The 23,907-nt window shown below is 44.9% G+C and carries 13 protein-coding genes and 1 pseudogene; 11 read left to right on the top strand and 3 right to left on the bottom strand.

Annotated features, from left to right (window positions below; genetic code table 11):
- Window positions 1-237 precede the first annotated feature (237 nt).
- From W7W_RS0119325 to W7W_RS24085, 8 genes and pseudogenes are all read left to right on the top strand, one after another.
- The gene (locus W7W_RS0119325; RefSeq protein WP_010665289.1) at window positions 238-1,860 is read left to right on the top strand and encodes a sialidase family protein; all 1,623 of its coding nucleotides are present in this window, start codon (window positions 238-240) and stop codon (window positions 1,858-1,860) included.
- Between the two features lie 48 nt (window positions 1,861-1,908).
- Window positions 1,909-3,942 carry a family 20 glycosylhydrolase gene (locus W7W_RS0119320; protein WP_010665288.1) on the top strand — a complete coding sequence of 678 codons (2,034 nt, stop codon included), beginning with the start codon at window positions 1,909-1,911 and terminating at the stop codon, window positions 3,940-3,942.
- Between the two features lie 9 nt (window positions 3,943-3,951).
- Entirely contained in the window at window positions 3,952-6,081 is a 2,130-nt protein-coding gene (locus W7W_RS0119315) for a GDSL-type esterase/lipase family protein (protein ID WP_010665287.1), read from the top strand.
- 35 nt (window positions 6,082-6,116) lie between these two features.
- Complete coding sequence (locus tag W7W_RS0119310; protein WP_010665286.1) at window positions 6,117-7,049, top strand: dihydrodipicolinate synthase family protein; 933 nt, start codon at window positions 6,117-6,119, stop codon at window positions 7,047-7,049.
- A gap of 41 nt (window positions 7,050-7,090) precedes the next feature.
- Complete coding sequence (locus W7W_RS0119305) at window positions 7,091-9,730, top strand: sodium:solute symporter family transporter (RefSeq protein WP_010665285.1); 2,640 nt, start codon at window positions 7,091-7,093, stop codon at window positions 9,728-9,730.
- 5 nt (window positions 9,731-9,735) lie between these two features.
- Entirely contained in the window at window positions 9,736-10,896 is a 1,161-nt protein-coding gene (locus tag W7W_RS0119300; protein WP_010665284.1) for an AGE family epimerase/isomerase, read from the top strand.
- A gap of 76 nt (window positions 10,897-10,972) precedes the next feature.
- On the top strand, window positions 10,973-11,722 hold the full coding sequence (locus W7W_RS23340) for a hypothetical protein (protein WP_010665283.1): 750 nt from the start codon (window positions 10,973-10,975) through the stop codon (window positions 11,720-11,722).
- Between the two features lie 103 nt (window positions 11,723-11,825).
- Window positions 11,826-12,704, top strand: a pseudogene (locus tag W7W_RS24085) (DUF4091 domain-containing protein).
- A 245-nt stretch (window positions 12,705-12,949) separates the two neighbouring features.
- Here W7W_RS24085 and W7W_RS22540 read toward each other — a convergent pair.
- The 3 genes from W7W_RS22540 to W7W_RS0119285 all read right to left on the bottom strand — a co-directional run bounded on the left by W7W_RS22540 (window position 12,950) and on the right by W7W_RS0119285 (window position 16,109).
- Window positions 12,950-13,984 carry a sialidase family protein gene (locus W7W_RS22540; RefSeq protein WP_010665282.1) on the bottom strand — a complete coding sequence of 345 codons (1,035 nt, stop codon included), beginning with the start codon at window positions 13,982-13,984 and terminating at the stop codon, window positions 12,950-12,952.
- Window positions 13,981-14,160: a hypothetical protein gene (locus tag W7W_RS23010; RefSeq protein WP_148660849.1), complete on the bottom strand. Its 180-nt coding sequence runs from the start codon at window positions 14,158-14,160 to the stop codon at window positions 13,981-13,983. The genes W7W_RS22540 and W7W_RS23010 overlap by 4 nt, the downstream gene beginning before the upstream one ends.
- A 92-nt stretch (window positions 14,161-14,252) precedes the next feature.
- Window positions 14,253-16,109, bottom strand: a complete 1,857-nt coding sequence (locus W7W_RS0119285; protein WP_010665280.1) for a right-handed parallel beta-helix repeat-containing protein — start codon at window positions 16,107-16,109, stop codon at window positions 14,253-14,255.
- 508 nt (window positions 16,110-16,617) lie between these two features.
- Between W7W_RS0119285 and W7W_RS0119275 the strand changes: the two genes are divergently transcribed.
- The 3 genes from W7W_RS0119275 (at window position 16,618) to W7W_RS0119265 (ending at window position 23,795) form a co-directional block, all read left to right on the top strand.
- The gene (locus tag W7W_RS0119275) at window positions 16,618-19,785 is read left to right on the top strand and encodes a glycoside hydrolase family 2 TIM barrel-domain containing protein (RefSeq protein ID WP_010665279.1); all 3,168 of its coding nucleotides are present in this window, start codon (window positions 16,618-16,620) and stop codon (window positions 19,783-19,785) included.
- 248 nt (window positions 19,786-20,033) lie between these two features.
- Window positions 20,034-21,611 (top strand): sulfatase, encoded by a 1,578-nt coding sequence (locus W7W_RS0119270; RefSeq protein ID WP_010665278.1) that lies wholly within the window; start codon window positions 20,034-20,036, stop codon window positions 21,609-21,611.
- Window positions 21,612-21,638: 27 nt separating this feature from the next.
- Entirely contained in the window at window positions 21,639-23,795 is a 2,157-nt protein-coding gene (locus W7W_RS0119265; protein ID WP_010665277.1) for an alpha-L-fucosidase, read from the top strand.
- Window positions 23,796-23,907: the final 112 nt, after the last annotated feature.

Below are 23,907 nucleotides of genomic sequence, written 5' to 3'. Positions count from 1 at the left end.
AACTGACTGGAACATTGTTCGATTTAATTATGAGACTGGTCTCAAAAAAAGCATCAACTCCAGTTTTTGCTTACCATTAAGCTGAAGATGCAAAAGCCTTCAACATTCTCCCTTAAAAACTAAATTACGGTCTAAATATTTTTTGCACAGACATTTTTCTTACATCCCCAAAAAGACAACAACAACCTATACTTATTAATTAGTCCACGCTTGAATAACAACAAAAAAGGAAATATCATGATCAAAAAAATTATCGCTGCAGGCCTTCTGATTCCTCTCTTAAGCGGATGTCATTCGGAAGACAATTATGACGTTATCCCCCCCGGGATTTCTAACATTGGAACAAATACCCGAACAATTCCCCTGGTAAAAGAAAAAAACACCGAGGGTTTTGTAAGTATTCTAATCGTGCCGGGAGAAGAAGGCAACAAAGAAATTACTGAAGTAGAATTCACTTTTGACAAAGAACTGTCCGATGTTTTTCAGGAAGCTTCATTGTCAACAAAAAGTCCTGCCTCAAACACAACTCAAAAAATTTCCACAGAAACAAAATTCAGCACCGATGCAGTGCGGTTTTCCCTCACTGACCTTGCGGTTAATGACACAACTGCATTATTCTTAAACCTTACAGCATCAAAAGCAATGAGCATTTCGTCTTCAGTTAAACTGGAAGAGATGAAATTAACTTTCGACGATAAAGACATCTTCAAAACACGCATTGAGCAAACATTTCGTCCTGCCATTGAGGTTCGCGCGGCAGGGCAAGACAACTGTGACACTTACCGCATTCCGGGCATGGTAACCACCAATGAAGGAACGCTGATTGCTGTTTACGATAATCGCTACACCCGCAGCAAAGACCTCCAGGAACATATCGATGTAGGCATGAGTCGCAGTACCGATGGCGGAGAAACCTGGGAGCCCATGCAAGTCATCATGGACATGGGCGAATGGGGAGGAAAGCCCGAACACCTGAACGGCGTGGGAGATCCTGCGGTTCTATATGACAAGAATAGCGGTACCATCTGGGTGGCAGCACTGTGGATGCATGGTTTCGACCGGGATCAAATGACCTGGTGGGCATCACAACCCGGAATTAAGCCTCATGAAACAGGACAATTCCTCCTGGTTAAAAGCACAGACGACGGAAAAACATGGTCAGACCCCATCAACATCACCAGACAAATAAAACATCCTGACTGGCAGCTTCTGTTACAAGGCCCCGGAAAAGGGATTTGCATGAGTGATGGCACCCTCGTTTTTCCTGCACAGTTCAAAGAAGACATCGGCAAAAAAGCCATAGACGGCCATCAATTCACCCCTCATTCCACAATTATCTACAGCAAGGATGCAGGTGAAACATGGAATATTGGAACGGGTGCAAAAACCAACACCACAGAAGCACAGGTAGTGGAGCTGAATGATGGTTCTCTGATGCTGAACATGCGGGACGACCGAAACAGAAAAGTAAAAGACGAGACCAATGGTCGCGCTGTAGCTGTCACAAAGGATATGGGCCAAACCTGGGAAGAACATCCCACTTCAAATTCGGCCCTTATTGAACCTAATTGTATGGCAAGCCTTATTGCCGGCAATGTAACCGTGGAGGAAAACAACAAAATGGTTCTCTTCTTTTCCAATCCTGCCAGCAAACACCAACGGGTGGATATGACCATTAAAGTCAGTCTGGATCAGGGGAACACATGGCCCGGGGAGTATCATATATTACTAAATGAAGCCCCCGGTTTTGGGTATTCATGCATGACCATGGTGGATGAGCAGCATGTGGGGATTTTGTATGAAGGGGTTAAAAACCTCTATTTTCAGAAGATCCCTGTTACTGAAATATTAAAGAAATAGCCAACGAATGAACTTTTCAAGCATATAGTCATGAAACTTCAGCATCCAATGATAAAAACAGCTCACATCGGAAGAGTTTTTACCATACTCCTTGCATTGGTATTTTCTATTTCCACCAAGGCTCAAAGGGAAGAAGTGCCCTCCCTCCTGCCGATGCCACAGCAGGTGACCTGGCATTCCGGAAACACTCCCGCATCCTTCGCTTCAATTTCAGGAAATGATGAAAAAGTAGCTGTTGAGCAGTGGCTCAATACCATTGGACTGAAACAAAAAGATGCTTCTCCTGTCACCATCCTTGTCAACAAGGTTGGTGACATTGAGGAGGCTTCTGTGAATAAAAACGAGGCCTACCGGCTCAACATCAGAAACAATAAGATAACCATTGAAGCAATCACTGACCTGGGCGTTTACCGGGCCATACAAACGCTTCAGCAGCTAATTATTGCAGACTCTCAGACACCTGTTATCCGTACGTGCTCAATCACCGACTGGCCCGCATTCCGCATCAGAGGATTTATGCACGACACCGGCCGGGGATTTATTCCTTTCGGGGAATTAAAAAAGCAAATTGAATTGCTGGCCCGCTTCAAGATCAATGTATTTCACTGGCACCTCACAGAAGATATTGGCTGGCGACTGGAAAGCAAAGTGTTTCCCGAACTTACCGACAGTTCCAACTTCGAACGCCTACCGGGTAAATTCTACACCATTGAACAAGCCAAAGAACTGGTTCAGTTTGCAAAAAAACATCAGGTACTACTGATTCCAGAGATAGATATGCCCGGCCACAGTGCTGCTTTTACACGGGCAATTGGACATGACATGCAATCTGAAAAAGGAATGGAAAAACTCAAGGTGCTGATGGATGAAATCTGCGATGTTTTTGCTGATGTACCATACATTCACATCGGTACCGATGAGGTTCACTTTACCAATCCCGAATTTGTGCCGGAAATGGTTAGATACATCAGAAATAAAGGGATGAAGGTAATCAGCTGGAACCCGGGATGGAATTACCAGTCTGACGAAATTGACATGATTCATATGTGGAGCTCACGGGGGAAATTATTGCCGGGAACTCCCGCTATCGATTCCCGACTACACTACATCAACCATTTCGACACTTTTGCTGACATCGTAGCCCTTTACAACAGCAATGTTGCAGGTGTGAGTGAAGGAACCCCTGATGTGGCTGGTTCCATCATCGCTTTGTGGAACGACCGACATGTAAAATCCACCAAAGACATCCTCTCTCAAAACGGATTTTATCCTTCCATGCTGACTCTGGCTGAATCCACCTGGCGTGGTGGAAGGGAAAATTATTTTTACAAAGAGGGCACATTGATTAAGCCTGATGAGAAAAGAGATTATCCCTCTTTCACCAACTTTGAAGCCCGGATGCTTCATTTTAAAGAAAAAGTGTTTGCAGGCGAGCCTTTCGCTTACGTGAAGCAATCCAATGTGAAATGGCGGATTACAGACCAATTCCCCAATGAAGGTTATTTATCAAAGAAATTCCCTCCCGAAACGAAAATCAAAAAAGAATACAAGTGGGAAAATGACATTTATGAAACCACCAAAGCAACAGGTGCGGGCATCTACCTGAGGCATGTATGGGGAACCCTTGTTCCTTCCTTTTATGAAAACCCGAAACCCAACCATACCGCCTATGCCTACACATGGATTTACTCACCGGAAAAACAGGATGCCGGACTACATCTGCGTTTCCAGAACTACAGCCGATCCGAAAAAGACATCCCGCCTCCACAAGGAAAGTGGGATTACAAAGAAAGCCGGGCCTGGCTGAACGATAACGAAATAGGCCCGCCCCGTTGGGAAAATCAACACAAAGAAAGGACTTCTGAAATTTCTCTTCGCAACGAAAATTGGGAAGGAAAGGCTCCCATTCCGGTTAGGTTGAAAAAAGGATGGAACAAACTGTTGTTGAAAATGCCTGTGGGAGAATTTACTTCCGAAGAGGTACGACTGGTGAAATGGATGTTCAATGCGGTCATTGTAACTCCCGACGGGAAAAAAGCATTGGACGGAATCATCTATTCACCTGACAAAAAAAAGAAATAGGCCTGAAGCATGAAAACAAAGAAACAAAACACCTGTATAACAAGCCCCGGCAGAGTAAGAAATCTGTTGATCCTATTGCTCCTGGCGGCGGTGTCTCTCCCTGGTTTTAGCCAAAAAACCCGGGTGGCCTGCATCGGCAACAGTGTAACTTTTGGTTACAAAATTGACAAACGGGAAGAGAACTCTTATCCTGCGCAATTACAGGAACTTCTGGGCAACGAGTACCTTGTGGGAAACTTCGGGAAAAGCGGAGCCACACTTCTGCGTAAAGGACACCGACCATACATGGAACAGGAAGAATTTAAACAGGCAGTGGCTTTTCAGCCGGATGTCATCATCATTTCCCTGGGGCTCAATGATACCGATCCACGCAACTGGCCCAATTACCGTGATGATTTTATTGCTGATTACATGAGCCTGATTGACAGCTTCAGAAAGGCAGACGGCTCAAAACCGGAAGTATGGATTGGGCGAATGACCCCCATTTTTCACTCACATCCCAGGTTTATGTCAGGGACACGTGATTGGTTTTGGCAAATCCAAAAAACCATTGAGCAGGTAGCCGAAAACTGTAATGCCAGAATAATTGACTGGCACACCCCCCTCCACACACGTCCGGACTTGTTCCCGGATGCCTTACATCCGATAAAGGAAGGCGCTGCTATAATGGCTCAAATGGCTTTTCAACACATCACCGGAGACTTTGGCGGAATCCGTCCTGCTTCGATATTTGGGGACCACATGGTACTGCAGCGAGACACATTAATCCCGGTGTGGGGATTGGCCAACAGAAACGAAGAAATAAAACTGAAACTTAACAATCAAAAAATAACGACCCGTGCAGGGGTTGATGGAAAATGGAAAGTGAACTTCCGGGCAATGCCGGCCGGAGGCCCCCATAAACTAAAAATAGAGGCCGAATCCCGAACCATCACTTTCAAAGATATCATGATTGGAGAAGTATGGCTTTGCACCGGCCAGTCTAACATGGCCTTCAAAGTTAGACAATCGGCAAAAGGACAGGAACCCATTTCAAATGCCTCTTCTTCTCAAATACGTCTGATGAATTTTCACCCCATCGCAGAAACAAACAACACTGCATGGGATTCAACGACACTCAGTAAGGTAAATAATCTGGATTATCTCTCAGGAAAATGGGAGCCTGCCACTGAAGCATCGGTTGCAGATTTTTCGGCCATCGGCTGGTACTTTGGCAAAAAACTCCAGGAAGAATTAGATGTACCCGTCGGCCTCATTCATGTGGCTGTAGGAGGTGCTCCCACTGAATCTTTCATTGACCGGAAAACACTGGAATTCCATCCCCGACTGGTAAATTTTCTCTATTCATGGAACACCAATGACCACGTAATGCAATGGTGTCGTGAGCGGGCTCAAAAAAACATCAGTCAAGCCAATAACAATTTGCAACGACATCCCTATCATCCGGCTTATCTGTTTGAAGCCGGAATCAGTAAAATCAGCGGCTATCCCATCAAAGGAGTTCTCTGGTATCAGGGTGAATCCAATGCACACAATATCGAACTGCATGAAATTCTGTTTCCCACTATGGTTAAATCGTGGCAAATAGCCTGGAATCAACCCAATCTGCCGTTCATCTTCGCCCAGCTCTCATCTCTCAACCGCCCCAGCTGGCCGCATTTCAGGGACAGTCAGCGACGACTTGCTACAGAGATCCCTTATACCTGGATGGTGGTAACCAGTGACTTCGGAAATGAGACCGATGTCCATCCGGTAAACAAATATCCTGTAGGAAAAAGGATGGCACAGACAGCCTTGAATCAGATTTATGGTCTGACCCATATTCCCACAGGGAATAATCCCATCCTGTCGGTAAAAAGATTGCAAAACAACATTGAAATAAAGTTCTCCCATTCCGACCAACTGCAAACAAAAGACTCTGAACCAATCAGGGAGTTAGAAGTCGCCAGCAAAGATGGAATTTTCAAACCGGAAGCTGGAAGCCTCGAAGGCAACAACATCATCATTCCCGACCCGGAACGAACAATAAAACACATCAGATACGGATGGAGACCTTATTCCAAGGGGAACATTGTCAATGAGCATGGCATTCCTGTTTCGACATTCCAGGTTGAAGTGCCTCATGACAGCAATCATTAAGAAATTCGAAAATCAAAAATTATAAAACCAAAAATATGAAACTAGAAAAATTTAAAGGACTGGTAGCAGCACCATTTACCCCAATGCACGAAAACGGTGAGCTAAACCTTGAAAAGATAGACGACTATTACAACCTGCTTTTAGAAAACAACATCTCCGGTGCTTTCATCAACGGAAGTACCGGCGAGGGAGTTTCCATGTCCATGGAAGAGAAAAAAGAGGTCACCCGCGTATGGTGTGAAAAAGCCGCTGAAAAACCGGGTGTACGCGTCATCAACCTGGTGGGAGGTACTTCGCTCACCGACTGCATTGAACTGGCAAAGTATTCGCAAGAAAACAAAACAGATGCAATTGCTGTGCTGGCCCCTTTCTACTTTAAGCCGCCAACCGTTGGACATCTGGCAGATTTCATTGCCGCCATTGCTGCTGAAGTTCCAGAAATGCCGGTATATTTTTATCATATACCTGTGCTTTCAGGAGTTAACTTCCCTATGACAAATCTTCTGGCAGAAATGGATGAAAAAGTTCCCAACTTTGCAGGAATTAAATACACCCACGAAGATTTCATGGATTTTTTAAGTTGCCTGAATTACAAAGACGGCTACTACGACATGCTGTGGGGCCGGGACGAGAATCTGCTCGCCGCACTGGCTCTGGGTGCCGAAGGAGGCGTTGGCAGTACTTACAACTATGCAGCTCCGCTGTATTATGACCTCATCAAAGCGTTCAATGAAGGAGACCTGAAGAGCGCACGAAAGTTGCAACAACAATCCATCGATATGATCAGCCTGCTGGGCAAATATGGTGGCATCGGCACCGGAAAAGCATTCATGAAATACATCGGACTGGACTGCGGTCATTTTCGTCAGCCCGTGTCGGTAATGAATGATACCGATTTTAAAAATTTCAGTAAAGATGTAGAGGCTCTCGGAATGAATGAATTATTTTCCAGGCTCGGTAGTCAGTAATAATTTCTCTGACAGCAATATTTGAATAAAAAAACAGGACAATGTTAAAAAAAGGATCGTTTTTAATTCTTTTGGGACTATTGCTGGGACTTTTCCCGGCATTGTCACAAAATGTAAATATCACCAATCAGGAAGATTTTGCAACCCTGGATATTTCCGAAAATGACAAGCTCCGGGAAGGGCTATCAGGCTATTTCGGGGGGATTCACAACAATCACCTTATTATTGCAGGAGGCAGCAATTTTGCTTCCGGCAAGCCCTGGGAAGGCGGAGAAAAGCAGGTTTTTGATGATATCATAATCGGTTCCTTGTCTGACACAGGGGCAAAATGGCAATTAAGTTCAAAAAAAATACCCGGAAAGCTGACTGACGGAGCTTCGGTATCAACTGCTGAAGGAGTGGTTTGCACAGGAGGAACAGGTCCTGAAGGAATTACCGACGATGCCTTTATCCTTTCCGTTACCGGCGAGGAGGTGAATCTCACGCCCCTCCCCCCTCTTCCTGTTCCGGTCAAAGGACACAGCATGACCGCCATCGGAACGACAGTTTATCTTGCCGGAGGAGAATCGCCGGAAGGCCCATCTTCAAAAGCATGGTCCCTGAGTCTTTCTGCGCCCGAATATGGATGGCAACAAATGGCAGATATGCCCGGAGCCCGAACCGGGATGATCCTGGAGGCTCAGAGTAACGGAAAGGAAACAGCTTTGTTTATAATAGGTGGTCGTGTCAAAAAACCTGAGGACTCTGTCACCTCTTTCAAAACAAAAGTATGGAGTTACTCCCCCACGCACAATAAATGGACAGTTAAAGGAGCCATCCGGACAGAGGATGCAACCCAACCACTGACACTGGCCGTAGCTGCAGGTGCTCCATCAGGAGCATCCCATATCATTGTTGTTGGAGGAGACCCGGGTACCCAGTACAACAAAATCGAAAAAGTCATCAACCAAATGGCAGAAAACCCGGAAGCAACTGCAAAACGCGACAGCTTATGGATAAACCATCCGGGATTCAACAATCAGATTCTGGTTTATAATACCATCACCGACAAATGGTTCTCCACTGCTCAATGGGAAGGAAAAGCCCCCGTAATGGCCAAAATAATTCCGTGGAACAACAAATACCTCATTCCCATGGGAGAGGTAAGTCCGGGCACTCGCACCTCACAGATAAAAGCACTCACTGTATCTACCAGTCCTCAGTTTGGCTGGCTTAACTACGTGGTACTGGGACTTTACTTCGCAGGAATGCTCTACCTCGGGTTTTACTTTGTGAAGAAAGATGGTGATGTGGATGATTACTTCAAGGCAGGCGGCAGAATTCCCTGGTGGGCAGCGGGTATTAGCATTTTCGCAACCACACTGAGTGCCATCACATTCATCTCTATTCCAGCTAAAGCTTATGCCACGGATTGGCACATGATAATGTTCCAGTTTTGTATCATTCTGATAGCCCCTTTCGTTATTCAGTACTTCCTGCCGTTCTTCCGGCGTTTCAATCTTTCTACGGCCTATCAATATCTGGAGCTCCGATTCAACAGCACCATCAAATGGCTTGCATCGGCACTCTTTATCCTGTTCATGATCACCCGGATAGCTGTGGTGCTTTACCTGCCGTCACTGGCACTCAATGCCGTTACCGGGTTCGACATTTATCTTTCTATTATTCTGATGGGAGTAGTTACCATAATTTATTGTACCTCCGGGGGAATTGAAGCAGTGGTTTGGGGTGATGTCATTCAGGGTATCATCCTGATGGGAGGCGGAATTGTGGCCTTTATCTTTATGTTATTTGGCATTGAGGGTGGTATTTCAGAGTTTACAGAAATCGTCATTAGCCACGAAAAACTGCGCATCTTTGATTTTAGCCTGGATCTGTCCAAACCTGTTTTCTGGGTTGTAATGCTTGGAGGACTGGCAAATACACTCATCCTTTATACCAGCGACCAATCGGTGGTACAACGATACATGACCACCAAAAATGAAAAAGAAACCGGCAGAAGCATCTGGCTCAACGGAATCATCAGCATTCCCGTTTCAATAACCTTTTTCCTGTTGGGAACCGGTCTTTTTGCCTTTTACTATTCCAATCCCGAACGATTAGCTGCCACCAACCCCAATATCGATTCGGTGTTCCCGCAGTTTATCGTAGGTGAACTGCCTGCCGGGGTTGCTGGATTGCTGATTTCGGCCATCTTTGCTGCCGCCATGTCCACCCTGTCATCCAACATCAACTCAGTAGCTTCGGTGTTTACCTCCGATTTTTACATCTCCATCGCAAAAAAAGCCACTCAAAAAAGGAGCATGATGGTAGCCCGGATCTCCAGCATCGTTATTGGAATTCTCGGCATTGGCATGGCACTGATATTGGCCACCTGGAGCATTGAATCGCTGTGGGATCAGTTTAACACCTTCCTGGGAGTACTCACCAGTGGTATCGGAGCACTCTTCCTGATGGGAATTTTCTCTAAACGAATCTCTCCGCAGGCCGCATTAGGCGGACTTATTGGCGGTTTAATTATCACATTGTTGGTCAAGCAAATGACATCAGTCTCCTTTTTGCTTTACGGAGCCATTGGCCTTATCGCCAGCCTCGGAATTGCATTGCTGATAAGTCAGGTACTCCCCAACAAAAAGGACATTAATAGACTTACATACCGAACACTTATTGGAAAAAAATAGCAATCATGGATTTCAAGAACCTAAGCACTCAATATAAAAATGAACTACTGAATAATGTAGTTCCCTTTTGGCTCGACAAGTCACAGGATCAGGAGTTCGGTGGTTATTTCACCTGTCTCGACAGAGAAGGCAATGTTTATGATACCGATAAATTCATTTGGCTTCAGGCCCGCGAAGTATGGCTTTTTTCAATGCTATACAACCGGGTGGAGCAAAAACCGGAATGGCTGGAATGTGCACGACAGGGAGGTGAATTCCTGAAACTATATGGTCACGACGGGAACTACAACTGGTATTTCAGTCTCACAAAGGAGGGACAACCACTGATTCAGCCCTACAATATTTTCTCATACACATTTGCTGCCATGGCATTTGCCCAACTGGGACTGGCAACAGGCAACGATGAATATACACACATAGCCAAAGCCACCTACGACCGGATACTGAAACGCCAGATCAATCCCAAAGGACGGTACAACAAAGCAGTGCCGGGAACACGCAACCTCAAAAACTTCGCCCTTCCCATGATCATGTGTAACCTCAATCTGGAAATGGAACACATCCTGGGCAAAGAATTCGTGGAACAATCAGCCGACAAACTGATTGACGAAGTGATGAACGTTTTTTATCGCCCCGACTTGGGACTCATCGTAGAAAATGTGAATGCCGACGGAACTTTCTCAGATACTTTCGATGGCCGGTTGCTCAATCCGGGACACGCCATCGAAGCCATGTGGTTTATCATGGATCTGGCCGAACGGATGAATAAAAAAGATATCATCACCAAAGCATCGCAAATCACTCTCCAAACCCTTGAACATGGGTGGGATCAGGAACATGGCGGCATTTTTTATTTTATGGATGCCAAAAACCATCCACCTCAGCAACTGGAGTGGGATCAGAAACTTTGGTGGGTACATCTGGAGACACTGATTTCAACCCTGAAAAATTACCGGCTCACTGGTTCCGGGGGCAGCCTCAAATGGTTCGAAAAAGTTCACGACTATACATGGGAACATTTCAAAGACCCGAAACATCCCGAATGGTTTGGCTACCTAAACCGTCGCGGCGAGGTATCGCTCAGCCTAAAAGGGGGTAAATGGAAAGGATGCTTCCATGTGCCACGAGGCCTGTTTCAGGTTTGGAAAGAGTTGGAGAAGGTTTAAAAATCCTTACCAAAGGGGCCGTCTATTAAAATAAGGCAGGCCCCTTCTGATACAAAACAATTTTTATTCATTGATTATGAACAGAATTAAAATTCTTATTGCTGTTATTCCTTTCGCTGTATCGTGTGCCATTTCAGATAAAAGCCCTGCTTTTCGGAAACCTGAGAATCCTATTCAAACGGTAGCTGCTGATTGGAAAGATACAAAACCAAAACTATACGCTTCTTTTTCTTCAACAGACATTAAATTCGAAAAACAAATCCCGCCTGACATTACTATATCCTCCCAACAAACAATTACTGCATGGAAGGGTGAACGGGTAAATCTTCAACTCCTGATTTGGAGTTCTGCCGACATCGATGACATCAGAGTAACTGCAAGCACCCTGAAAGAACCTAATGGGAACAGTATTTCAGCAAATAATATCAATGTCCATCCGGTCAGATATGTCCTCTCAGATGAATTCCTTACCGGATGCGGCTATCGCGATAAAGACACCATACCGGCTTATCTGGTGGCTGATATTCTGAAAAAAAACCAGCCTTTTAATTTAATAGGGAAAACTACCCGCCCCGTTTGGATCACCATTGATCTACCTGCCAATGTTACGCCAGGAAGCTACCAGGGAGACATCATTAAAAAACCTGAAGCAGGAGATGCGCAGACCCTCAACCTCAACCTTGAGGTACAGGACTTTACACTCCCCGCACCGTCTGGATGGGCCTTCCACCTGGATCTCTGGCAAAATCCGTATTCCATTGCCCGCCTGCACAACACTGAATTATGGAGTGACGAACATTTACAGGCATGTCTACCATACCTGTAAATGCTGGCAAATGCAGGACAAAAAAGCATCACCACTAGCATTTTGCATCGTCCATGGGGAGGTCAGACTTATGACCATTTTGAGTCCATGATACAATAGACGCATCAGGGGTGAGAACCAGTGGTCATTCGACTACGAAGTCTTTGACAAGTGGGTCGGGCTGCCTACAGACGCAGGTATTCCTGACCAAATCAACTGCTACTCAATGGTTCCCTGGGGAAACAGAGTACGTTATTTTAATACAGACTCCGCCGGTTATGTTACCAAAACGGTAAAGCCAGGATCGGAGGAGTTTAAATCGCTATGGAAACCATTTCTGCTTAGCTTTAGAGAACATCTGAAAGAGAAAGGGTGGCTTTCCATCACCAACATTGCCATGGATGAAAGACATGTGAATGAAATGAAAAATACCATTGACTTTATTCACGAGGTTACTCCGGAATTTAACATGGCACTGCCCGGGAATTATCATGAGGAAATTGCCGATGACCTGAAAGATCTCTGTGTATTTCATAATCCGGAGCTCAATACCCAGATCATTACTGACAGAAAAGAAAAGGAGCTTATCACCACCTTTTACACCAGTTGTGCAGCACCGGAACATCCCAACAACTTCACTTTCTCACCTCCGGCAGAGCAGACTTTAATTGGATGGTAAGCGGCAGCAAAAGGATTCGATGGATTTCTCCGCTGGGCATACAACTCATGGGTAAAGGATCCATTAATGGATTCACGGTTCATCACCTGGCCCGCCGGAGATACTTATCAGATATATCCGGGCCCGCTCAGTTCTATTCGCTTTGAAAAACTAAGAGATGGCATCCAGGATTTTGAAAAAATAAGAATCATTCGCGAAAAGCTAAAAGAAAAGGATGATCAGGAGGGCTTAGAAAAACTGAACAGGGTACTTTCCGCATTCAGTCATCAAAAAATAACTACTCCGGAAGCTGCGGCCACTCTGGTGAAAAACGCAAAAAAGTAACTAAATGAAATCATTGTCGAGCATCTATAATATGAGTGAGCCCCGCGAATTAGAGATATCCTCGAATTGAGGAGGACCGGATGTTTAGTCCCTGAGTTATCACCTGACAGTGAAGATTCAAAAAGTCGGTTTAACGACCAAGCTGGCAAATTAGATTTTCCAGAGTAAACTCATAAAGCAACCAAAAAGACAAAAGAGATGTCAATTACCGCTTTAATGAAGTGACCAGTTTTTCTTTTTCTTATTTAAAACTGTGCCGGCAACCAGAGAAATCTGCAAATATGCCGGCACAGTCTTTTTCCGGGAAAACACTGATCAGCCCGGGCAGATATTTCCTCAATATAAAAACCTTTATCATCCGGTTCTTGAGAGTCAGAAATAAAGTGGACATAACTTATCCCATTCAGGGAAGCTCGGTTTAACAGAAGTCGGGCGATCGTTTCTCCTCCAGCATTAACTACCGAACAATAATCAGATCTTCCTGACAAATCCCATTCAAATCGCAAATCATGCCATCGATCAGGAGCCAGTGTCTTTAAATCAAGATGAAACATTGCATATTTAAAAGCCGCGGTATCTCCGGCATTAAACCACCTGTCCATGAGGCTTAGGGGTCCACCTCCGCTATCTGAAGGCACAAACACTCTTGTTTCAAGATGTCCTTTCTGTTGAGCAGGGAAATTCCATACAGCACCCTGATGAGGCGTTTCCAGATTTTCATTCATCGGCTTCCTGATTCTCAGTATCTGTCGGGTAGTATCAGCCGGGTTGATGATCAGTTCGGAACCCTCACTCCTGTTATACGCACAGTGTCCCACAACTCCGTTTTGATAAAGAAAAGTACTCCAATTCGTAAGTCCGTTAGAAAAGTCTTCTTCTCTGGAGGTTTCCAATAACCAGTCAGGATAGAAAACCAACAACTTCCGGTGCAAAACATGCTGTCCCAGAGAAACCAGAATATTTCCATCCTTCAGCTCCACAAATTGTGTCTGATGAACACTCATATCAAGACTCAAATCCTGATTAGATTCAGCATAAGCAGTATCATTGCGGTTAGGATTAAGATACAGCTCCCTGAATCCTTTCCAGGTTCTCCCGTCGTCATCAGAAATAGCGACATGTAAAACATCCCTGTTTGTAAATACATCTTCCCAAACTCCATCTGCACCTTCTTTCTCTGGCAATGGAGTGGTATTGTTCCTTAGAAACAACAACCTGCCGTCCTTTAATCTGCCAATGGGAGGCATAGTGATAGTCCCGTAAAACCTGGATGGTTTCATTTCGCTCCAGGTTTTCCACCATCCTTTGAGAAGCTCTCATAGTGATTATCCTGCGCAGTCCGGGCCAGACCGACGTAGGCATTGGCTGGAGGAGTTCCGACCACTCTGGGTGCATAAATCTTTTGAATTGCTTCACGACAGCCCACTGTTAACAATATTATAAATATAAGAGTCACAAAACTCTTTTTATCTATGCACTGCAACCTATTTAACTTTTTTCCCTCATTCTAAGCAGATTTTCAAATCAGATCAGATTCAGACTATTCAATTAATTATTATCAACAACCTTCACTGCACCATCTCCCGACAACTCCACCCTCACATCATCTTCCATATTCAATCCCTTTTCAAACTCATTATCTTCAATCAGCACATTATCCACTTTCTCAAAAAAGAAGATGTGCTCATTCCAGTGAAAGGGATCAAAATCATTGTTGTAGGTAATGGTATTATTTCTGAATTGCAGTCCATCAGTTGACTTGGCATACAGCAATGGCCGGTCAAACATCTCGAAGGTGTTGTTCTCTATCACGATACCGGAATGAAAAAACTCCTCCTGTTCCACTAAATTTAGAATTTCAGGATAAATAGAGATCACCGCATTGGTAAACTGATAGTTGGCTGACAGTGCATTCACAAATTTGTTATTCCGTATAATCACTTCTCTGCAGGATCCGGTCTCGTACCAGCCATTGCAATCGCCGCAAAGCAATATTGCGGTCCCATGGGTGTGATCAAACAGGTTGTTTTCACAAATTACCTTTTTGGGTGTGCTGAATAAGGTTCCCCGTGCCCGGTTATTGCGAATGGTATTGCCCGAAAACATGACTTCCGGAGTCCAGGTCAGATTCTCAATGCCATATGCGCCCTCTCCGGAAATCTCTTTAGGCAAAGGATCATTAAAAACAATTTCAAACTCTTTGGCCCCAAAATAAGTTGGGCGGTCAAGAGCACGAATCTCCTTAATGGTATTCACTTGGTTACCAACCAGCTCCATCTTTTCTGATTCCACAAACTGAACACGGTCTCCCGGTTCTCCCCATTTAAAACCCCATGCCTGAGGATGCATATAACGGGCATGCAGAATGTTGTCAGCAGGTCGCTCAAAAACTTTCAGGTAAGTTCCATGCACATTGATGGCATCATCCGCCATCCCTTCGTAAAGACCGTTTTTAGAAATAATGGTCCCTTTACATGCCGAAAAATGCGTGGCATCTGCCTGGGTTGTGAAATAGCGTGGGTCCTCTTCTCCCTTCAGACAAACATTAAACCCGTCCAGTGTAATGTCTTCGCTCATTTGTGCCAGCAAACCCATCCCTTCAGCATAATGAACCGTCACATTCTCCAGCACACTGTTTTTACTTTCATTGATGAAAATTCCGGGGGTTGGTCGATAATAGGTGCGCAAGGCATATCTTTCTCCCGGAGAAGTAACATTTACCTGATCCCATCCCTCTATTCTGAAGGTATCCTGAGCAATTTCTGTTACCGACTCCGGATTAAAGCTCACATCACCGCGCCTGTAGGAAAGTCGTTTATCTTCCCTGAAAGCCATGGAAACAAAAGGCCGATACTCATAACCTTCCCCGAGAACTACCAGCTTTTCTTCTTCAATCCTGTAATTCCCTCCCGGACAAATCGTGGCCTCAATCACATCACTCTCTTTATCTGCCTCCAAAATTTCAAGTTGTCGTAAAGCAGGGACTTTAAAATCAACAGAAAAGTTCTTCAAGGTAACATTCTCACATCCCGATAGTGCAAATGGGATCATCCGACCGTGAAAAACAAATTCAGACCCCTGACCATTAATGGTAACATTTTTTAAGTTCTCCAGTACAAAGGCAACCCGTTTGGGATTCACCTGATCATGATTGGAAATGTAGTATTCCCGCACAAAAGAACTGTCTTCATAAAAATCATACCTCCCTTTGGGAAAGGTGATGGTTACCTCCTCCCCATTGCCTCTTTCCCGGAGAGATTCTATCATCTTTGCCGCTGCCGGAGAAGAATTTTCAGTCTTACTTTGCATAAACTGCCGGAACGACAACTCATTTTCTTTCTCCTGCCCGCAGCCGATCATGAAATAAGCAAAACAAAGAATCAATATTACTTTTTTAGTTTTCATGTTTCAAAAGGTTAATTCTAATATAATATTACATACAATTATTTCAATTTAGTTAAAGTTTGGAATACAACCTCATTCCGGTATTTCAATTAGTCCTTCTCATACAATTTCTAAAAAACATTAGAAGATTTTGCAAAAAATCCACCCCTCCAATGATTACATTTGCTAAGGTTCTTTTGTTATTTTTGTAAAAAAGTGGAATTAGTTTGTTTATTTTTTATCAGATCATTGGGCAAACTAATTCCGGAATCATATGATATAAAAAAAGGCCCTTCATTTCAACCTGTCACCCAATTGTCAATCAATGAAAACTTTATATTTTTTCATTGTTATTGCTTTTTGGTAAAATTTATTCCTATTTTTGGCATTATGTATTACATATTCTGGATCAAAAATAATCATTACGAACAAAAACACAATTTCAGATTTAAAGACCTAAAGACAGCCCATCAGAAAACAATTCATGAATCCTCAACAAATTCGTGCATAATAGAAAAACAATATAACTATGAAACGAACAACCATCTTCACACTATTTCTGCTAATGGCGGCTTTCCTTGCAGCCCAGGGCAGATACATGGAAAACCCGCGGATGATCTCCGAAAACAAAATGGAACCCCGAAGTACTTTTTACAGCTATTCCAATGCTGAAAAAGCCAAAACCTTTGACTGGGAGCAATCAGAGATGCTTATGCTCAACGGGGACTGGAAATTCAACTTCAATGATACGGAAGCAACAATTCCATCAGGTTTCTATGAAGGCGGATATGATGTCAGCACGTGGGACAACATTGAAGTACCTTCCAGCTGGGAAATGAAAGGATATGGCACACCCATTTACACCAATGTGGTTTATCCATTCCCCGTAAAACCACCTAACATCCTCAGGGACAATCCGGTGGGAATATATGCACGTGACTTTGAGCTTCCTGAAAACTGGGACCAAAAAGAAATCATACTTCATTTCGGAGGGGTAAGTTCCTCGTTTCATCTTTGGGTAAACGGAGAAAAAGCAGGATACAGCCAGGGAAATCGTCTTCCGTCAGAATTCAACATCACACCATTTCTTCAGGAAGGAAGCAACCGCATCACTGTTAAGATTTCCCGCTGGAGTGATGGCAGCTACCTCGAAGATCAGGATCACTGGCGCATGAGCGGGATTCATCGGGAAGTATTTCTGATGGCGCGGAACAAAGTCAATATCAGCGACTTCGCCATCCGCACCCGTTTTGACAAAACATACCAAAATGCTTTGCTTCAGATTCGCCCCGAGATAGCCCGTTTTGACGACACCGACATCAAAGGATGGACCATCGAAGCAAATTTGACCGATGCCAGCGGAAGAAACGTCCTCAACACTCCCCTGTCCGTGGATGTCAATCGCGTGGTCAATGAATATTACCCTCAGCGCGACAATGTCTATTTTGGGCTGATGGAAAAGGAAATTTCTGCACCCCGGAAGTGGACTGCAGAAGATCCTTATCTCTACAATCTCATCCTCACTCTCAAAGATTCTGAAGGAAATGTGGTGGAAGCTATCCCATCCAAAGTCGGTTTCCGGGAAATTGAAATCCAGGACGGTACGTTACTGGTCAACGGAAAAAAGGTAAAACTTAAAGGAGTTAACCGGCATGACCACAGCGAAACAGGTGGGAAAACCGTTACCCGCGAAGAGATGCTCAAAGATGTATTGCTCATGAAGCAATTCAACATCAACTCTGTTCGTACCTCACATTACCCAAACGATCCCTACTTCTATGAACTTTGCGATGAGTACGGTATTTATGTGATGGACGAAGCCAACATTGAAACACACGGAGTGGGAGGTTATTTCTCCAATCAGACAGACTGGTCCTACGCCTTTCTTGATCGTGTGGTGAGAATGGTGGAACGTGATAAAAACCACCCCTCCATTATCTCCTGGTCACTCGGCAATGAATCGGGCTCAGGCCCCAACCATGCCGCAGCAGCCGGCTGGGCAAAGGAGTTCGATCCTACGCGATTTATTCATTACGAAGGAGCCCAGGGCAATCATGAACATCCGGATTATATCAAGCCCGGATCAAAAGAACGAGTTCAATACATGGCCAATCCCACCGATCCTTATTACGTGGATGTATTAAGTCGAATGTATCCCTCACCGGATCAGGTGGAAGGACTGGCCAAAAGTCCCTATATCAACCGCCCCATCGTAATCTGCGAGTATGCTCACGCCATGGGTAATTCGGTTGGAAACCTCAAGGAATACTGGGATCACATCTATGCCTACGACAATCTGATTGGAGCTTATATCTGGGACTGGATGGATCAGGGAATTCTGCAAACAGATGAAAATGGTCGTGAATACTGGGCCTATGGCGGTGATTTTGTGGATACACCCAACGACGGCAATTTCTGCATCAACGGAGTCATTTCTGCCGACCAGACACCTCAACCGGAAATGTATGAGTTGAAAAAGATTTTCCAGGAAATCACAGCACTTCCCGGAGACCTCTCAAACTATGAAGTAAAGATACTTAACCGGCACTCGCACAGCGACCTCTCGGATTACGAGCTGAAATGGAAAGTTTTGGCTGACGGAGCCACTGTTCAGTCAGGAACACTTCAATTTCCTGTAATTCTCCCGGGTGATTATGCAGCTGTTCAAATCCCGGTTAAACCATTTAAGAAAGAAAATAACAGGGAATACCTGCTGGAGCTCAACTACACTTTGAAATCTGCCACAAAATATGCAGACAAAGGCTTTGAAGCGGGTTGGGATCAGTTCCTGCTGGCCGACAATAAAGAATCTTCTGATATTCAGGCCACAGGCAGTCTTACCGTGGAGGATAACAACAATACATATACCCTCTCAGGAAGACGCTTCAGCGCAACTTTTGATAAAACCAACGGTGGCATTGCTTCATTCACTTACAGAGGTAAAGAAATGCTGTCAGCGCCTCTGAAACCAAACTTCTGGAGGGCTCCTACCGACAATGACATGGCCGGAGGGAACCATGTTTTCAAATCCATGAAAGTATGGAAAGAAGCCGCTGCGAATATGAAACTCCAAAACTGGGAAGTTACCAAAAACAATGAGGGGCTTCACACCATCAGGGCAGAGTACCAACTACCCGTTGATGGAAGTATTCTTATCATGACCTACACCGTCAATGGCGACGGGGAAATTGCTGTGGACATGAACATCACTAAAGGAAAAGATACGCCTCCTCTTCCACGTTTCGGAATGCAGGGAGACATACCTGGTTCTTTCAGCGATGTGAAATTCTACGGCAAGGGACCTCATGAGTCCTATTGGGACAGAAAAGAGGGAGCACGACTCGGCGAATTCACCATGTCATTGGATGAAATCCCCTACAACTATGTTTATCCTCAGGAAAACGGTAACCGCAGCGATGTGAGATGGTTAAACATCTCCGGGGCCAGAAATACCATTCAGGTGAAGGGCATTGAGCAATTCGATTTCTCTGTATGGCCATGGTCCATGGAAAACCTGGAAGAAGCCACTCACATCAATGAACTGGAGCCAAGAGAGGTATATACCATTAATATTGATTATGGGCAGATGGGACTTGGAGGTGATGATTCATGGTCGCATAAGGCCATCGCACATCCACAGTTCCGCCTTTCTGACGACAATTATTCATTTTCTTTCACTCTGGATTTTTCAAAATAAGTGAAACGAGCATGGCAAGGGATGTCACAAAAGATAATTCACAAATTCCTTACATGCATATTTCATTAGACCAGCAATTTAGCCTGATTTTATACGAATGAAACGAGCATGGCAATGATTGCCTCAAAAGAGAATGTAAACAATCAACCATGCGAGTTCCATCAGACCAATAACTTAGATAAATTATTTACTGATGAAAGGCAGGGAGTACCGGAGAAATACCGGTACTCCTTTTAACACCCCCAGTCATGAAAAAACTCACTGCACTCAAAAAAACCGGTCAAGGTTTACTCGGTATGTCATTCATTACCGGAGCCTTACTTTCCGGCTGCCAACAAAACGACCGGGACCAACAATCTCCCAACATCATTATGTTCATGGTAGATGATATGGGCTGGCAGGACACCTCTGTCCCTTTCTGGAAAGATTCTACAAAATTCAACAAGCGCTACCATACACCGAACATGGAAAAACTGGCCGAAGAGGGGGTTAAATTTACCCAGGCCTATGCCTGCGCAGTGTGTTCGCCCACACGTGTCAGCCTTATTTCCGGCATGAACGCAGCCAGACATCGTGTTACCAATTGGACACTGAAGCGTAATGCTTCCAACGACAGACCGCATCCGTCATTGAATTTACCCCAATGGAATGTAAACGGGCCGCAACCCACCGATTCCATCGAAAACTCAGTTCACATCACACCTCTTCCGAAAATCCTTCAAGACCACGGTTATTATACCGTACACAGCGGTAAAGCTCACTGGGGAGCCATCGGCACACCGGCCGAAAACCCGATCAACCTTGGATTCGATGTAAACATTGCAGGCCATGCCGCCGGTGGACCGGGAAGTTTCCTGGGCGAAAAAAACTACAGTGCCCAATGGAGAAACGGGGGCACGCAGTGGGATGTTCCGGGACTGGAAAAATACCACGGTACAGACACCTACCTCACCGAGGCTCTTACAATAGAAGCCATTAAAGCTCTGCAGAAACCCGTTAGTCAGAGACAACCTTTTTACCTTTATATGGCGCATTATGCCGTTCATGTTCCCATTGAAAAAGACAAAAGATTTATTCAAAAATACCTGGACAAAGGACTTGATGAAACAGAAGCTGCTTACGCCTCAATGATAGAAGGAATGGACAAAAGCTTAGGGGATCTGATGACTTTTCTGGATAAAAACAACCTTACCGAAAACACTATCATCCTTTTTATGTCTGATAATGGTGGCCTAAGTGCCCATGCCCGGGGAGGAGAAGCTCACACGCACAATCGCCCTCTTGCCAGTGGAAAAGGGGCTGCCTATGAAGGAGGCATCAGAGTACCGATGCTCGCGAAATGGCCGGGAGTTACCAAGCCCGCATCTTTTTGCGAAACTCCTGTGATCATTGAGGATTTCTTCCCAACCATTCTTGAAATGGCAGGAATTCACAATCCTGAAACTGTCCAAACAGTGGACGGAAAAAGTTTTATTCGATTACTTAAAAATCAAAAGTCCAAAGACTTTGACAGACCTCTTTTCTGGCATTACCCAAACAAGTGGGGCGGAGAAGGTCCGGGAATCGGAACAACCAGCTCCATCCGAAAAGGCGACTGGAAGCTGGTTTACTGGTATAAAGATCAAAAAAAGGAACTTTTCAACCTTCGGGAAGATATCGGAGAAAAATACGACTTGAGTGCCGGGTATCCCGAAAAAACAGCAGAACTGTCAGCTGACCTGGGCAGTTACCTGCGAAGGGTGGAGGCACAAAGACCATCATTCAAGGTCTCAGGAAAACCGGTGCCCTGGCCCGACGAAGTATTACAATCAGTCACAGCTCAATAGATCTATCACTACACAAAAATTTGCCACATGACTTTCAAAAAGTATTTCATTTTAGCCATGATTGCCGGATTTGCATTTCTGAATGCTTCGGCACAGGAAAAATACATCAAAAGAGTGGACTTTGAGGAGGGAGAAACGCTCCAAAGCAAAATTCACAAAGCTGCCAGAGTTGTTCCTACCCAACAACAGCTCAACTGGCAAAAGCTGGAAATGACCGCCTTTATTCACTTTGGGATCAATACATTTACCGGACGTGAATGGGGCGACGGAAGCGAATCACCTGAAATATTTAATCCTTCAGAACTGGATGCCAGACAGTGGGTAAAGTCTCTGAAAGAAGGAGGGATGAAAATGGTTATTCTCACCGCCAAACACCACGATGGCTTCTGTCTTTGGCCCACCAAAACCACAGACCACTCGGTGGCATCATCTCCCTGGAAGAACGGCAACGGAGACATCGTAAAAGAGTTGAAAGATGCCTGCGATGAGTTCGGCATGAAATTCGGTGTTTACCTCTCTCCCTGGGACCGAAATGCCGAGTGCTACGGCGATTCCCCTGCATACAGTCAATTTTTCCTGGATCAACTCACCGAATTGCTCACCTGGTATGGCAAAGTGGACGAAGTATGGTTCGACGGAGCCAACGGAGAAGGCCCCAACGGGAAAAAGCAAGTTTATGACTGGTCCGCTTACTACGAAAAAATTGAAGAACTTCAGCCCGAAGCTGTGGTAGCCATCATGGGTGAAGATGTGCGCTGGGTGGGAACCGAAACCGGCTACGGACGTGAGACTGAGTGGAGTGTTACCGCACTTGCTCCGGGTGGAACAGCCGAAATGAACGCCATCAACGAAGAGTTGGACCTCAATGCACAGTCGAAAGATCTTGGAAGCCGGGAGCTGATTAAAAAAGCTGACCATCTCTTTTGGTTTCCTGCGGAAGTAGATGTTTCCATTCGTCCCGGCTGGTTTTACCACGAAGAGGAGGACAGTCGCGTAAAATCACTGGCAAAAATGGTGGACATCTACTACAATTCTGTAGGGATGAATGCAGTGCTTTTGCTGAACGTTCCCCCAGATAAAAGAGGTCTGATTCATGAAAACGATGTAGCTGTTCTAAAAAAATTAAAAACCTACATCGACAAAACTTTTGAAAACAACCTGATGAAGGGCGCCACCTTTGCGCCTGAACTAAAGACACAGGCCATCCCGGCCGACAACCTCTACGGAGCCGCCTGGAAAACACCCCGTATTCCTGCTTCTGCTGAGGCTTCGTTACAAGGGACAAAAACCTTTAACGTTGTTTTGCTGCAGGAAGACATTACCAAAGGACAGCGGGTGGAAGAGTTCAGCGTGGAAGCATGGATCAACAATGGTTGGAAAACCATAGCAACCTCCACCACCATAGGTTACAAAAAACTGCTGCGGGTGCCGGAAACCACCACCAACAAAGTTCGGCTAACCATTCACAAATCACGCGACAAAGCCATTATCTCTAACTTTGGGATTTTTCAGGCCCCGGAGATTTTATCCGATCCGGTGATTCTGAGAAACAAAAAAGGAGAAGTGGTTATCACCACAGAAACGGCTCATCCGGTAATTCGCTACACCCTGGACGGATCAGAACCAACCGCTTCCTCCATGGAATACACAGGACCGTTCATCCTTAAAAGCGGAGGTACAGTCAAAGCACGTGCCTTCATCAACAATTTCGAGGAGCAGAGCAGCGTAGTAACCCGGGAATTTTTCATCAACAAGTCCAAATGGGCTGTCACAGATTACAGCACTCAACACGAGGGTTACCCCGCCACCAACGCCATTGATGGAAACGAAGCCACTATGTGGCATACCCCGTGGGGGGAAAATGTGGACAGTCACCCTCACCACATTACAGTGGATATGGGAGAAAAGCTAAAAATAAACGGATTCTACTACAACCCGAGAGCAGGAGAAAACAAAAGCGGAACCATTGCCCGTTACTCTTTCTTTATCAGCAAAAATGGCAAGAAATGGACGAAAGTTAAAGACAATGCCGAATTCAGCAATATTGCCAATAACCCCATACGACAGGAGGTCACATTCGACAAAACCTATAAAGCACGGTTCTTCAAACTCGTCAGCCATGAAGGTGCTTATAATGAAGCATGGATCTCAGTTGGGGAAATCGGTGTAATGAATGTAGAATAAGTTTGTCCTAAACAAATGTATTGAACATACTGCCTGTCTTGATGGAGACTGACCTTGGCAGGTAAGCCTAAAAACAAGGTTGTTTTATCGTAAAATCGTCTCTGTTTGAATC

Source organism: Marinilabilia salmonicolor JCM 21150, assembly GCF_000259075.1.
Lineage (GTDB): Bacteria > Bacteroidota > Bacteroidia > Bacteroidales > Marinilabiliaceae > Marinilabilia > Marinilabilia salmonicolor.
Note: the sequence above shows the minus strand (reverse complement) of the source record. Positions and strands in the feature narration are given on the sequence as shown.